The 15,122-nt window shown below is 70.1% G+C and carries 9 protein-coding genes; all 9 read right to left on the bottom strand.

What is annotated here, in order from left to right:
- Positions 1 to 22: 22 nt before the first annotated feature.
- The 9 genes from PG2T_RS00550 to hemE all read right to left on the bottom strand — a co-directional run bounded on the left by PG2T_RS00550 (position 23) and on the right by hemE (position 15,112).
- A complete protein-coding gene (locus PG2T_RS00550; RefSeq protein WP_068802346.1) occupies positions 23 to 1,303 on the bottom strand; it encodes a nitrate/nitrite transporter in 1,281 nt (426 codons plus the stop codon).
- Positions 1,304 to 1,448: 145 nt separating this feature from the next.
- Positions 1,449 to 2,771: an alginate export family protein gene (locus PG2T_RS00555; protein WP_068802347.1), complete on the bottom strand. Its 1,323-nt coding sequence runs from the start codon at positions 2,769 to 2,771 to the stop codon at positions 1,449 to 1,451.
- A gap of 215 nt (positions 2,772 to 2,986) precedes the next feature.
- A complete protein-coding gene (locus PG2T_RS00560; protein ID WP_068802348.1) occupies positions 2,987 to 5,647 on the bottom strand; it encodes a nitrate reductase in 2,661 nt (886 codons plus the stop codon).
- The gene (gene nirD / locus PG2T_RS00565) at positions 5,644 to 6,027 is read right to left on the bottom strand and encodes a nitrite reductase small subunit NirD (protein WP_236953273.1); all 384 of its coding nucleotides are present in this window, start codon (positions 6,025 to 6,027) and stop codon (positions 5,644 to 5,646) included. Before nirD ends, PG2T_RS00560 begins: the two co-directional genes overlap by 4 nt.
- A complete protein-coding gene (gene nirB, locus PG2T_RS00570) occupies positions 6,020 to 9,802 on the bottom strand; it encodes a nitrite reductase large subunit NirB (protein ID WP_075968110.1) in 3,783 nt (1,260 codons plus the stop codon). Before nirB ends, nirD begins: the two co-directional genes overlap by 8 nt.
- A 157-nt stretch (positions 9,803 to 9,959) precedes the next feature.
- Positions 9,960 to 11,186 (bottom strand): CmpA/NrtA family ABC transporter substrate-binding protein, encoded by a 1,227-nt coding sequence (locus PG2T_RS00575; protein ID WP_068802349.1) that lies wholly within the window; start codon positions 11,184 to 11,186, stop codon positions 9,960 to 9,962.
- Positions 11,183 to 11,746, bottom strand: coding sequence for an ANTAR domain-containing response regulator (locus PG2T_RS00580; RefSeq protein WP_236953349.1), 564 nt, complete (start codon positions 11,744 to 11,746; stop codon positions 11,183 to 11,185). Before PG2T_RS00580 ends, PG2T_RS00575 begins: the two co-directional genes overlap by 4 nt.
- Before the next feature lie 108 nt (positions 11,747 to 11,854).
- Positions 11,855 to 14,038 (bottom strand): primosomal protein N', encoded by a 2,184-nt coding sequence (locus tag PG2T_RS00585; RefSeq protein WP_068802351.1) that lies wholly within the window; start codon positions 14,036 to 14,038, stop codon positions 11,855 to 11,857.
- A 9-nt stretch (positions 14,039 to 14,047) separates the two neighbouring features.
- Positions 14,048 to 15,112, bottom strand: a complete 1,065-nt coding sequence (gene hemE / locus PG2T_RS00590; protein ID WP_068807476.1) for a uroporphyrinogen decarboxylase — start codon at positions 15,110 to 15,112, stop codon at positions 14,048 to 14,050.
- Positions 15,113 to 15,122 lie beyond the last annotated feature (10 nt).

Here is a 15,122-nt window from a genome sequence, read left to right on the forward strand (position 1 = left end):
TCATGCGAATGGCGGACGCGGGTCAAACGCGCGCCTCGGCCACCGCGCCCCAGGTGGTACGCCAGCGGGTCTTGACCGCGGCCAGCCCGATCAGGCCGACCAGCGCCAGGCCGGCGAACAGGAAAAAGCCCGCCCCGAAACCGCCCGTCGCCACCTTCGACCAGCCCAAGGTCTTGGCCAGAAAGAAGCCACCCACGCCGCCGGCCGCGCCGACCAGGCCGGTCACCACACCCATCTCGCGCCGAAACCGCAGCGGCACCAGCTGGAACACCGATCCGTTGCCCATGCCCAGCGCCATGGCGCCGACGAAGAACGCCGCCACCGCCAGCCAGGCAATGCCCGGCAGCTCGCCAATGCCCCACCCGGCCACCTTGGCATCGGCCACCGCGCCGGCCAGAGGCGCCGGACCCTGCGGCAGCAGACCCACCACGACGTAGCTGACCGCCACCACACAGAACAGCACCTGCAGTGAGCGGATGCCGCCGACCCGGTCCGCCAGCCAGCCGCCGACCGGTCGGAACATCGAGCCGGCGAACACCACCAGCGCCACCATCAGGCCCGCCGCCACGCCGGACACGTGATACCAGGTGGTGAAGTACAGCGGCAGCGCATTGCCCAGGCCGACGAAGCCGCCAAAGGTGATCGAATAGAAAAACATGAACCACCAGGTGTCACGATCGCCCAGCACCGCCCGGTAATTGGCCAGCGACACCGGCGTGCGCTGTTCCGGTGCGTCCTTCGCCATCAGCACGTACAGCACGAACACGATCGCCATTGGGATCAGCAATACACCGAACACCGCCCGCCAGCCCCAGGCCTCGGCCGCCTGCGGCACCAGCAGCGAATCGAGCACCACGCCCATGTTGCCGGCGCCGGCGATGCCCAGCACGATGCCCTGATATTTGGGCGGATACCAGCGCGAGGCCTGCGGCAGCGCCACCGCAAAACTGGCACCGGCCATGCCCAGCATGAAGCCGAACACCTCCAGTGCCAGCACCGAGTGCAGGCCCACCAGCCAGGCATAGGCCAGGGCCGCCATCACCAGCACCTGCGCCAGCAGCCCGGCGCGCTTGGGGCCGATGTGGTCGGCCAGCATGCCCAGCGGCACCCGCAGCAGCGCCCCGAACAGCACCGGGATGGCGACCACGGTGAACTTCTGCGACACGTCGAGCGCGATGTCCTGCGCGATGTACAGCGACAGCGGCCCCAGCACCACCCACACCATGAAGCTGAAGTCGAAATACAGAAATGCCGCCAGCAGCGTCGGCCAGTGGCCCGACTTTCGAAAATCCCGCCAGTCCATGTTCCATCCTCTTGAATAAAGCAAAACGCTGCTGGCAAGGCAACGGCGACAAACAGTCAGCAACAAGCAACGTATGCGCCGGAACAAACAGGCCGGACGCCCCCCGACGGGGACGCCCGGCCTGTCTACCCGCTGCGCTGGGGGCTCAGATCTTGATCTGCACCCACAGCCAGCTCTTGCTGACGTCGCTGGTGTCCGGCCGGCCGGCGACGAAGGCCTGCGCATCGGTGCTGTAGTCGGCGTACTTGAGGCCGATGGTGTACTTCTCGGCAAAGGTCTTGCTCAGCAGCACGCCCCACTCATCGCCGTAGTCGTTGCTGCCGGCGTCCGACTTGTAGCTGTCGTAACGCAGCAGCCAGTCCATGGCCAGCCCCGGTACCGGCCCGCCGACCGTGAAATAGGTGTCCTTCAGACCCGCCGCCGGCGTGCGCAGGAACTGATCCGTCCAGCCGTTGAAGGCATGCAGCGTGGCCAGCGGCGTCTGCAGGGCGCGGGTGCCGTTCATGGCGCCGCCTTCCAGCAGCTCGTAGGCGGCCTTGAAGCTGACGCCAAACAGACGCACGCCGCCTTCCAGCAGGCCGTAGTCCAGATCGAAACTGCCGGCATTGTCGGCGTAATCGCTCTGGCGGGCGTACTCGGCGGCATATAGGATGGCCGAACCGGCGGCGCCGGGCAGGGTCGGCAATTTCAGCTTCGGCAAGGGGATTTCGCCCATCGCACGCAGGCCATAGGTGGCGGTGGACTCCGCCGCAAAGTCGTCGAAGTCGAGCAGGTAGGCGTAGCCGGTCAGCGTAGTGACCGGATTTGGCTTCCATTGCAGGTTGATCAGATGCCCGGCCATCTGAAAGTCGCCGGTGTTTGCGAAGGCGGCGCTGGGCGTGTCCTCACCGAACACGCGGTTCACGTTGTAGACGTAGGCATAGCTGCCGGTCACGCCCGGCAGCATCTTGTTCTCGTAAAAGAAGCTGTCGAAGGTCTGCTGGTTCTGGCGCCAGCCGACGTCACCGACGAAGCGGTGGTTGTCGAAGAAGAACGCCTGGCGACCGTAGCGGAAGGTGTTGCCCTTCAGGCCCAGGTAACCCAGGTACGCCTGGTTGACCTCGGTGCCGTCCGGGTCGGCCACGACCGGGAACCGGGTCTTGCCGTTGTAGGTATTGTTGTAGTCCTCCTCGCCGACCACCGACACGTTCTCAGCTTCGCCATAGGCAAAGAAGCCGTGGAACAAACCGGTGCGCCAACCCAGGCGCGTGCGCACGGTTTGGGCACTGGCCTCGTCGAGAATGCTCGCTGGCCGGTCCTGGTCGACCTGTTCGAAGCGGTAGCGCACGTCCAGGCTGACCTTGCCCTGCATGAGCGAATCGGTCAGTGGGAACAACGCGTCGTCGATGGCGTGGGCAGCCGCCGTGCCGGTCGCCAGGCTGCCTGCAAACAGCGCACTGGCGCCGATGGTTGCGATGTGGGCTTTCATGGTTCCATCCCTGATGTGAACGCGCCCGCCTTGAAACGGGCACAAAAAAAAAGGCCGCACCCGCCTGTTGGCAGGTACGACCTCGTTGTCGTTGCGTGACGCGACCGCGCGTCGGGTGGGGCGAACCCCGTTGGCTGCAGCGTTGCAGCCAACGGGATGTCAGCAATAACTGGGCCAGCTCCCGGCGACCGGTCACTGCCCCGCGAGCAAGCCCCTCAGGCGGCCCGCGTGTCCTGGGCGCTCGCCAGCAGCTGGCGCAGTTCCGGCACGCAGGAGCCGCAGTTGGTACCGGCCTTGAGCGCGGTGCCGATGGCTTCCGGGGTGCTCAGGCCCTGCTCGGCGATGGCCTGGCGCAGCGTGTTGATGCCGACCTGAAAGCAGGCGCACACGGTGCGGCCGGCATCGGCACCGCCCGCCCCCGGCACGCCGGCCAGCAGGCAACGGCGCTCATCGGCGGCCAGCTCGCTGCCAAAACGCGCCACCAGCCAGTCGCCGGCCAGCCAGTCCACATCGCGCCCGCTGAACAGCGCCAGCATCAGCCGGCCCTCGTGCAAGGCGGCCGCGCGGTAGGCGCCGGCGCTGTCGCGGTATTCGAGCCACTGCCAGGCCGGATCGACGCCCGGCAGCTCGCGCAGCCAGGCGGCGCTGTCCTGCGGCGCGCGGCTCGCCGCCAGCTGGTGCCGCCAGCAATCGGCGGCGCGGGCAGTGGCCCAGTAGTCGACGCCGCGCGGCCTGAGCTCAGACCGCGTCAGCAGCAGCGCCCGCCACGGCAGTGACACACCCTGTACGCGCACCGGCGTGTGCTTGAACTCCGGCTGGCCGGAGATCGGGTCCAGATGGGCGCCGACCAGCGCATCGGCCGGGCCGGTGCTGGCGAAGGCGTGGCTCCAGTGCATCGGCAGAAACACGCTGCCCTGGCGCTGGCCCGGATCGATCGCGACGCGCACCACGCACTGCCCGTGGCGGCTCGTCACGCGCGCGAAACCGCCCGTCTCCAACCCCAGCCGGGCAGCGTCTTCCGGATGCAGATCCAGGCGCGGTTCGGGCGAGTGGGCGGACAGGCGCGCCGATTTGCCGGTGCGGGTGAGCGTGTGCCAGTGGTCGCGCACGCGGCCGGTGTTCAGCAGCAGCGGGTAGTCGGCATCCGGCTGGTCGACCGCAGCGCGCTGGGTCACGGCCACCATGCGACCGCGCCGATCCGGCGTGAAGAACCGGCCGTCGCCCAGCAGGCGCGGCGTGCCGGCGCGTGACGTCGCATTCACGGGCCACTGCACCGGCTCCAGAGCGTCGAACCCGGCCCGGCCCAGACCCGCCAGCGCACTGATGTCGAAATCCCGCCCGGCCTGGCCGGCCACGGCCGACAGACGCGCGTACTCGTCGAAGACCTCCGCCTCGTCGGCAAAGCCGAAGCCGGCGTGACCCAGACGCCTGCCGACTTCGCACAGCGCCCACCAGTCCGCCCGCGCCAGCCCCGGCGGCGGCAGAAACGCCCGCTGGCGCGACAGCCGCCGCTCGCTGTTGGTCACCGTGCCGCTTTTCTCGCCCCAGGCCAGCGCCGGCAGCAGCACGTGCGCCAGCGCCGTGGTGTCGGTGTGGCGCACGCAGTCGCTGACGACCACCAGTTCACAGCCGGCGAGCGCGGCCCGGAAGCGGTCCGCCTCCGGCAGGCTGACCAGCGGGTTGGTGCCCATGATCCACACCGCCCGCACCTGCCCGGCCTTGATGGCGCGAAACAGGTCGACCGCCTTGTGGCCCGGCGCGTGGGCAACCGGCCCGCTGCCCCAGAACTGCGCCACCTGCGCGCGGTGCTCGGGATTGGCCAGATCGAGGTGGCAGGCCAGCGCGTTGGCCAGCCCCCCCACCTCGCGCCCGCCCATGGCGTTCGGCTGGCCAGTGAACGACAGCGGCCCCATGCCCGGCCGGCCGATGCGGCCGGTGGCGAGGTGGCAGTTGATGATGGCGTTGACCTTGTCGGTGCCGGCCGTGGACTGGTTGACGCCCTGCGAGTAGACGGTGACTGTTTTGTCGGTGGCCGTGAACCAGTCGAACAGCGTCTGCACGTCGGCCGGATCGAGCCCGCACGCGGCAGCGACCGCGGCCACATCCGGCGCATCCGCACGCGCCGCAGCCAATGCAGCATCGAAGCCGTCTACGTGGGCCGCCAAGTAGTCCCGGTCCACCGCGCCCGCCTCCGCCAGCGCCACCAGCAGGCCGTTGAACAGCGCCACGTCGCTGCCCGGCGCCAGCGGCAGATGCAGATCGGCGATGTCGCAGGTCGGCGTGCGGCGCGGGTCGATCACCACCACGCGCAATCCGGGCCGGGCCGCCCTGGCGGCGCGGATGCGCTGGTAGAGCACCGGGTGACACCAGGCCGCATTGCTGCCGACAAGCAGCAGCAGCTCGCACTGTTCAAGGTCCTCGTAGCAACCAGGCACGGTGTCGGCGCCGAACGCCCGGACGTGACCGGCCACGCTCGAGGCCATGCACAGGCGCGAGTTGGTGTCGATGTTGTTGCTGCCGATGAAGCCTTTCATCAGCTTGTTGGCGACGTAATAGTCCTCGTTCAGCAGCTGGCCGGAGACGTAGAAGGCGACCGCCTGCGGGCCGTGTTCGGCGATGACGGATGCGAAGCCGCCCGCCACGGCATCGAGGGCCCGATCCCACGACACCGGCTGCCCGTGCAGCAACGGCTCCAGCAGGCGGCCGTCCAGGTCCAGCGTCTCGCCCAGCGCCGCGCCCTTGGAGCACAAACGGCCCAGATTGGCCGGATGCTGCGGATCCCCGGCGATGGCCGCGCCGCCTGCGCCGTCCGGCGTCGCCAGCACGCCGCAGCCGACCCCGCAGTAGGGGCAGGTAGTGCGGACCGGGCCGTTCACGGGCCTGCGTCCGGCATGGCTATCAACACCCGCTCGCCGTCCAGGCGCACCGGGTAGCTGGCCACGCGCACCGCCGGGTCTTCCAGGCACTGGCCGTCGAGGAGCCGGAAATGCTGTTTGTACAGCGGCGAGGCCACCACCAGCTGCCCGCCAAGATCGCCGACGATGCCGCGCGCCAGCACGGCGGCCTCACCCAGCGGGTCCCAGTTGTCGAGCGCATAAACAGCCGGAGTCTCGGCCGGCAGGTAGAAGATCGCCACCTGCCGGCCGGCCACGCGCGCCGCCACGCCGGCGTTGTTCGGCAGATCCTGCACAGCGCATACGTCGATCCACATCGGTTCCACACCCGGGTTCAGTTGCAGGGCGGCGCTGTCAGCCATGGTCGGCGGCCGCGGTGGCGCGCTCGTCGGCCCGTGCCGGGCGCGGCTGGCCGCGCTCGCGCACGAAGTGGATCGTCTCGTCCGGCGTGTCGCTGTTCACGAAGGCGCGGAAACGGCGCAGGCGCTCCGGATCGTCGACGGTCTTTTTCCACTCGCACTCGTAGGTGTCGATCACGTGGCCCATTTCGGCTTCCAGCTCGGCGCCCAGGCCCAGGCGATCGTCGATGACCACCTCGCGCACGTACTCGATGCCGCCTTCCAGGTTGTCCAGCCACACCGAGGTGCGCTGCAGGCGGTCGGCGGTGCGGATGTAGAACATCAGGAAGCGGTCGATGTAGCGGATCAGCGTCGATTTATCGAGCGCGGTGGCGAACAGATCCGCGTGGCGCGGCTTCATGCCGCCGTTGCCGCAGATGTACAGGTTCCAGCCGTGCTCGGTGGCGATCACGCCGACGTCCTTGCTTTGTGCCTCGGCGCATTCGCGGGTGCAGCCGGACACGGCGAACTTGAGCTTGTGCGGCGAGCGCAGGCCCTTGTAGCGCTCCTCCAGTTCGATCGCCAGGCCCACGCTGTCGTCCACGCCATAGCGGCACCAGGTGCTGCCGACGCAGGATTTGACCGTGCGCAGCGCCTTGGCATAGGCGTGGCCGGATTCGAAGCCGGCGTCCACCAGCCGCCGCCAGATGGCCGGCAGTTGATCCACCCGCGCGCCCAGCAGGTCGATGCGCTGGCCGCCGGTGATCTTGGTGTAGAGGTCGAATTCCTTGGCCACCTCGCCCAGCACGATCAGCTTGTCCGGCGTGATCTCGCCGCCCGGCACGCGCGGGATGACCGAATAGGTGCCGTCCTTTTGCAGGTTGGCCAGGAAGCGGTCGTTGCTGTCCTGCAGGCCCTCGTGGGCGGGCTTGAGCACGTAGTCGTTCCAGCAGGCGGCCAGGATGGCGGCCACGGTGGGCTTGCAGATGTCGCAGCCGCGGCCGCGGCCGTGTTTTTCCAGCAGCGCGTCGAAGGTCTCGATCCGGCCCATGCGCACCAGGTTGTACAGATCCTGGCGCGTGTAGGGGAAGTGCTCGCACAGGTCGGTGTTGACCGTGAGGCCGCGCTTTTTGAGCTCCAGCTCCAGCAGGGATTTGACCAGCGGCGCGCAACCGCCGCAGCCGGTGCCGGCCTTGGTGCAGGTCTTCAGATCCGCCACCGTGGTGCAGCCGCCGTCGATGGCGGCCACCAGCGCGCCCTTGCTCACGTCGTGGCAGGAGCAGATCTGCGCCGTGGTCGGCAGCTTGTCGGGCCCGAAGGCCGGCTTGCCGCCCCCGCTGTCCGGCAGGATCAGCGCCTGCGGCTGCGCCGGCAGCTCGATGCCGTTCAGGCAGTACTGCAGCAGGCCGCCGTAGTCGGCGGCATCGCCGACCAGCACCGCGCCCAGCAGGCGCTTGCCGTCGCCGTCGACCACCAGCTTCTTGTACACGCCCGCCTGGTCGTCCTGGTAGGTGTAGCACAGCGCGCCGGGCGTTCTGGCGTGGGCATCGCCGATGCTGCCGACGTCCACGCCGAGCAGTTTCAGCTTGGTGCTCATGTCGGCGCCGGTGAAGCTGGCATCGCCGCCGCACAGGTCGGCCGCCGCGGTCTTGGCCATCTGGTAGCCGGGCGCGACCAGGCCGTAGATGCGCCCGCTCCACAGCGCGCACTCGCCGATGGCGTAGATGTCGGGGTCGCAGGTGCGGCACTGGTCGTCGACCACGATGCCGCCGCGCTCGCCGACTTCAAGACCGCAAGCGCGGGCCAGTTCGTCGCGCGGGCGGATGCCGGCCGAGAACACGATCAGATCCGTTTCCAGGTGCTCGCCGTCGGCAAACACCATGCGGTGACGGCACGATTCGCCGTCCACGATCTCGCGCGTGTTGCGCCCGGTGTGCACGCGCACGCCGAGCGCCTCGATCTTGCGCCGCAGCACGGCGCCGCCACCGCCGTCGAGCTGTACGCCCATCAGCTGCGGGGCGAACTCCACCACGTGCGCCTCCAGCCCCAGGGCCTTGAGGGCATTGGCGGCCTCAAGGCCCAGCAGGCCACCGCCGACCACCACGCCAACCCGCGCGCCCTGCGCGCTGGCGCGGATGGCATCCAGGTCATCGAGCGTGCGGTAGACGAAGCAGCCCGGCCGCTCGCGCCCCGGTACCGGCGGCACGAACGGAAACGAGCCGCTGGCGATCACCAGCTTGTCGTAGGACAGCTGTTCGCCGGCGGCGGTCGTCACGCTGCGCGCGGCGCGGTCGATGGTCGTCACCGGCGTGGCCGTGCGCAGGCGAAAGCCATGCCGGGCGTAGAAATCCGGCGTGGTCAGGGCGAGTTCTTCGGCCGTTTTCTCGCCGAAGTACTCACTCAGGTGCACGCGGTCGTAGGCCGGCCGGGTTTCCTCGCCACAGACGATGAGTTCGAAGCGGTCGGCCGCCGTCTCGGCCAGCGTGTCCACCAGATGCTGGCCGACCATGCCGTTGCCGATCACCAACAGTCGCGTCTTTTGCATGGGCTTGTCCTCGCAGGCAGATGGGGGAATGCCGGCCGCCAGACGCGGCTCGGCCAACGACCGACCAAACAGCAGCACCTCGCGGGCGGCTGAAATGTCGGTGCGGGAAGCGATGAGTTGCTGAAACCAGGGGCCGTCCGACACGTCGCCGACCAGCACCGCGCCGACCACCCGCGGGCCGGCCAGCACCAGGCGCCGGTACACGCCGGCCGCCGGATCGCGCAGCACCAGATCGTCGGCATCGGGCGCGTCGAAGTCGCCGCTGGAGAACACGTCGATGCCGCTGACCTTCAGCTGTGCCGACACCACCGAGCCGACGTAGAGCGCGCTGTCGTCGCCGGCCCTGCGGCGCGCCCACACCGCTGCCTGCTCGTGGACCGGCGCCACCACGCCGTAGCTGATGCCGCGGTGCTCGGCGCACTCGCCGACGGCGTCGATGTGCGGATCGGAGGTGGCCAGCGCGTCGTCGACCAGCACGCCGCGGTTGCAGGCCAGCCCGGCCTCGCGGGCCAGTTCGGCGCGCGGGCCGATGCCGACCGCGAACACCACCAGGCGCGCCGGCAACTCGCGGCCATCGGCCAGCCGGACGGCTTCAACGTGGTGCTCGCCCAGCAGCGCCTCGGCGCGGGCGTTCAGCTCGAAGCTGATACCGCGGGCCTCGAGCTGGGCTTGCAGGATGGCCGCGGCGAGCGGGTCGAGCTGGCGGTTCAGCAGATGGCCGGCCGCGTGCAGCACCGTGACCGCCATACCCTGACGCGCCAGACCGGCGGCGGTTTCCAGGCCCAGCAGCCCGCCGCCGACGACCACCGCCTCGCCGCCGGCCGCGCAGGCGTCCTGCAGGCGCTGCAGGTGGCTCAGGGTGCGAAAGGCGATCACGCCCGGCAGGCGGCTGCCCTGCAGCGGCGGGTGCGTGGCGCGGGCACCGGTGGCCAGCAGCAGGCGGTCGTACGTGAGCGACTCGCCATCCGCCAGCAGCACGCGGCGCGTCTGCGGCTGGATGCCTGCCACGCGCTGACCGGTCAGCACACGCACGCCGTGGGCCTGCGGATCGTTTTTGGGCTGCAAACGCAGCTGCTCGGCGGCCGCCTCGCCCGCCAGCACGGCCGACAACAGCACGCGGTTGTAGGCGGGCGCCGGTTCGGCGCCCAATACGGTCATGCAGTAACGCTGCGGCGCACGGGCCAGCAGCTCGTCCACGGCACGGCTGGCTGCCATGCCGTTGCCGATCACGATCAGGTGGGGGCGTTCGTCCATGATTGTCGGTTCAAGCGCGTAACACCGCCCTGGCACAAACCAGGGTCCTGTTCGGCTCACCGTCTTTGGCGAACACGGGCCGCTCCATCGTTGGGGCGGTTTCGAACCGGTGGGCGGACTCATATGAACCCGCCCCGCCGATTCGGATTACGTGAAATTAGTGAGCAATCTTCGCGCCAACGTCCGCCGGGTCGAACACGGCCCCGTCGATGAATCGGTCGGGGCCCAGCGCGACCGCCGCATTGCCCTCACCGAGTTTCCAGGCGCAGCGATGGCCGCCTTCGGCCTTCATGTCCACGGCCGGCGGCGCCACGCCCAGGCGCGCCGCGGCCAGCCGGTAAATGTCCGGTCGGTACGTGGCATGGGCCGCGGCCAGCAGATCGGCATCGGCCGGCAGCTGTCCCCAACGGACCATTTGCCGCAGCATCCACAAAGCATGGGAGCGCCAGGGGAAGTTGGCGGCATAGCGGTAAAAGACGTGAAAGTCCGTCAGCTCGCGCTGCGTGCCGCGCTGGTCGACCGTCAGGCGCCCGCTGAGCGAGGCCGCAATCACCTCCACCGGCAGGTTGAGGTAGGTCTCGCCGGCCAGCAGATGCGCGGCCCGCAGGCGATTTTCGGGGCTTTCATCGAGCCAACGAGCGGCCTCGACGATGGCGCAGATCAGCGCCATGTGCGTGGCCGGGTAGCGCTGCGCCCAGGCGGCGCCCACGGCCAGCACCTTTTCCGGCGCGTTGTTCCACACGTCGTGTCCGGCGGCGACGATGCAGCCGATGCCGTCGCGCACCGCCAGCGTGTTCCAAGGCTCGCCGACACAATAACCGTAGATGTCACCCTGTTTCAGGCGCTGCACCATCTGCGGCGGCGGCACCACGATCAGGCGCAGGTCACGGTCCGGGTCGATGCCCGCCGCGGCCAGCCAGTAGCGCAGCAGATAGGTGTGGTTGGAGGTGGGGTACACGGTCGCGAAGGTCAGTGGATCCGCGCCTGCCGCCCGGCGCCGCGCGATGACACTGGCCAGCGCCTGCGCGGTCACGGGCTGGCCGTCCGCGGCCGCCTGCATGTCCCGGTACAGGTTGTCGGCGACGGTGATGGCATTGCCGCCCAGGCCAAGACTGAGGGCCGTCACCAGCCGCTGCGGCACGCCTTCCACACCCAGCGAACAGGCCAGCGCCATCGGCGCCAGCAGGTGCGCGCCGTCCAAATGACCGATGCCGAGCTTGTCGCGCAGCGTGGCCCACGAGGGCTGGCGCGACAGGCTGACGTCCAGGCCGTAGTGCTCGAAGTGGCCGTTTTCGAGCGCCACCACCAGCGGCGCGGCGTCCGTGAGCGGGATATAGCCCAGACGCAGTCGGGGCAGTTCCGGGGTCGGCAGGCTCGGGCTCATTTGAACAACTCGGCGGTGTCGATCACGCCCTGGGCAATGTCGGCGATGGTCTTGTTCTGGTCCATGGCCAGCTTGCGCAGGGCGTGGTAGGCCTCGCTTTCGGTACGCCGGCCGCGCTCCATGAGAATGCCCTTGGCGCGATCGATAAGCTTTCGCTGCGCCAGACTGGTGCGCGCCTCGGCCAGTTCGCGCTGTAGCGATGCGTACTGACGAAAGCGCGCGACCGCCACCTCCACCACCGAGTGCACCCGGCCAGGACTGAGGCCGTCGACCACGTAGGCGCTGACGCCGGCCTCGATGGCCTCGCGAATGGCCTCGCTATCGGACGAGGTGGCGAACATCACCACCGGATGCGGATTGTCGCGCGACAGGCAGCGCATGTTCTCGAGAATGTCGCGGTCGGGCGATTCCAGGTCGATGATCACCACGTCCGGCGTGCAAGCGGCCACCGCCCGCAACAGCCCGTCGGCGGTGCCGAGCTCGGCCACCACCGCGAGGCCGGCGCCGTCCAATGCGGCGGCCACCAGCGCGCGGCGTTCGAGGTCGTCATCGACCAGCATGACGCGCAAGGAGGCAGATTTCATCCGGGACAGGCAATGTCGGGGGCTTGTAACTTGCATAGCAGTGGCCGTGCCAGGGGCGGCCAATCGGCCTCGCGCGGGTATCGATCAGTAGGTATCCAGCGGGTCCACGTCCAGCGACCAGCGCACCTGGCGCGCCGCCGGCAGCAGCGCCAGCGCCGGCAGCCAGGCACGCAACAAGGCGTGCAGCGGCGCCCGGCGCTGGGCCTGCAGCAGGAGCTGCGCGCGGTAGCGCCCGGCGCGTTTGGGCATCGGCGCCGGCACCGGACCGAGCAGATCGACCCCGGCGTGACCGAGTTCCGCCGCCAGCGACAGCGTCTCGCCCAGGAACCACAGCGCGTCCTCCTGCCGTGTCGATTCCGCCCGCAGCAGCGCCAGATGGCTGAACGGCGGCCAGCCGGCGGCCTCGCGCTCGGCCAGCAGCTCGGCCGCAAACGTGCCGTAGCCGCCGTGCAGCAGCGCGCGCAGCACCGGATGCTGCGGCTGGTGGGTCTGGATCAGCACCCGGCCGGGCTGCTCGCCGCGCCCGCAGCGGCCGGAGACTTGATAAATGGTCTGCGCCAGACGCTCGCTGGCGCGAAAGTCCGCGGCGAACAGGCCCTGGTCGGCGTCGAGAATCCCGACCAGCGTCACGGCCGGAAAATGATGACCCTTGGCCAGCATCTGCGTGCCGACCAGGATGTCGGCACTGCCGTCGCGCGCGGCTTCCAGATGCGCGTCCAGCGCCCCGCGCCGACGCGTACTGTCGCGGTCCACGCGCAGCACCCGGTGGTCCGGAAACAGCGCCGCGATGTCGTTCTCGATGCGCTCGGTGCCGGCCCCCAGCGGCAGCAGGTCCTGCGCGCCGCAGCCCTCGCAACGGATCGGCAGCGGTCGCTCGCGCCCGCAGTGATGGCACAGCAGCAGGCGGCGGCCGCGATGCAGCGTGTAGTGCGCGTCGCAGCGGTCGCACTTGGGTACCCAGCCGCAGGCATGGCACAGCAGCACCGGCGCATAGCCGCGGCGGTTCAGGAACAGCATCACCTGCCGGCCGGCGGCCAGTTCCTCGCGCACCGCCCCGGCCAGCGCGGGCGACACCAGGCCCGCCATGCGCTGGTGACGCACGTCGAGCAGTTCCAGCTGCGGCAGGCGCGCGCTGCCGGCCCGCTCGCGCAAATGCAGCACCCGGTACTGGCCGCTCCGGCCGTGGGCCAGGCTCTCCAGCGACGGCGTGGCGCTGCCCAGCAACACCGGCACGTCCTCGATGCGCGCCCGCAGCACCGCCATGTCGCGGGCGTGGTAGCGAAAACCGTCCTGCTGCTTGTAGGAGCCGTCGTGTTCCTCGTCGACCACGATCAGGCCCGGCCGCGCCAGCGGCGCGAACACCGCCGAGCGGGTGCCGATCAGCACCCCGGCCTGGCCGCCGCGGGCGGCCAGCCAGGCGGCCAGGCGCTCGGTGTCGGAAAGGCCCGAGTGCAGCACCGCCACGGCGGCCCCGAAGCGCGCCCGAAAGCGCGCCTCGGTCTGCGGCGTGAGGCTGATTTCCGGCACCAGCACCAGCGCCTGACGACCGGCGGCAAGCACCCGCTCGATGGCGGTCAGATACACCTCGGTCTTGCCGCTGCCGGTGACGCCGTCGAGCAGGAAGGCGCCGAAGCCGCTGCCGGCGGCGACCGCATCGACTGCCGCGCGCTGCGCCGTGGTCAGCGGGTGGCCGCGCTCGGGCGCCCAGTCGGTGGCTGCGTCCGGGGCGATTTGCGCGCGCTCGATCCAGCCCTTGTCAGCCAGCGTGCGGGCGGTGACACGCCAACCGGGAAGCGCCGCGTCGAGCTGCGACTCCTCGCATGGAGCCTGCGTCAGGGCACCGAGCAAGGCAGCCTGCCGGGGCGCCCGGCTCAAGCTGTCTGGACTGGGCGCCGCTTCGGTCAGCGACCATTGCCAGACCTGCATCGGCCGCGCCGGCCGGCCGGCGCGCAGCAGGCCCGGCAGCGTGCCGACCAGCACTTCGCCGGGCGGGGCATGGTAGTAGTCGGCGGCCCGGCGCAGCAGTTCGAGCACGCTGGCCGGCAGCAGCGGATCGCTGTCGAGCGGCTCGTGGATGTGCCGCAGCTGCGCGTCGGCCACCTCGGCGTGGCGGGCATGGGCGACCACCAGACCGACCTGGCTGCGCCGACCGAACGGCACGCGCACGCGGCAACCCACCGCCGGCGGCGGTGCGTTGAACAAGGGCAGGTAGTCGAACAGATGCCGCAGCGGCGCGTCGATGGCGACCTTCAGGATCAGCCGGGGCACGGGCCGCGCTCAGGCGTGATACGGCGCGCTCAGCTCGTGGACCGCATCCACCAGCACCGCCACGTGATCCGGATCGGTCTGCTGCAGCACGCCGTGGCCCAGGTTGAACACATGCCCCGGGCCGGCGCCATAACTTTGCAGAATGCGCGCCACCTCGGCCCGAATGCGCTCCGGTGGACCGAACAGCGCAATCGGGTCCAGATTGCCCTGCAGCGCGACCCGGCCGCCGGTGGCCTGGCGTACGTCGCCGAGCTCTTGCGTCCAGTCGACGCCCAGCGCCGCGCAGCCGATCTGCGCCTGTTCGGCCAGCCAGCGGCCGGCGCCCTTGGTGAACACGATCAGCGGCAGCTGCCGTGTCGCCGGCCGGGATTTGAGCAGCTCGGTCACGCGCGCCTGGTAGGCCAGCGAGAACTCGCGGTAACCGGGCGTGCTCAGCACGCCGCCCCAGGTGTCGAACAGCATCAGCGCTTGGGCACCGGCCGCCGCCTGCGCGGTAAGGTAATCGGCCACCGATTCGGCCAGCAGCGCGAGCAGCCGATGCAGGGCCGCAGGATCGGTGTAGGACAGGCCCTTGATGAGCCGGAAATCGTCGCTGCCGCCGCCTTCCACCATGTAGCAGGCCAGCGTCCACGGGCTGCCGGCAAAGCCGATCAGCGGCACCCGGCCGGCCAGCTCGCGGCGCAGCATGCGCACCGTGTCGAACACATAGGGCAGCGCGCGCTCGATGTCCGGCGGGCGCAGCGCGTCGATGTCGGCGCGGCTTCGGACCGGCCGCGCGAAGCGCGGCCCCTCGCCTTCCACGAAATGCAGGCCAAGACCCAGTGCGTCGGGGATGGTCAGGATGTCCGAGAACAGGATGGCGGCGTCCAGATCGAAGCGCGCCAGCGGCTGCAGCGTGACTTCGGTAGCCAGCTCCGGGCTGCGCATCAGGTTCAGAAAACTGCCGGCCCGCTCGCGCGTGGCGCGGTATTCCGGCAGGTAGCGCCCGGCCTGGCGCATGATCCACACCGGCGTGCGGTCCACCGGCTCACGGCGCAGGGCGCGCAGCAGGCGGTCGTTGCGCAGCGGCGGCAGGCTGCCCACG

Origin of the sequence: Immundisolibacter cernigliae, assembly GCF_001697225.1 — a bacterium.
Classification (GTDB): Bacteria; Pseudomonadota; Gammaproteobacteria; order Immundisolibacterales; family Immundisolibacteraceae; genus Immundisolibacter; species Immundisolibacter cernigliae.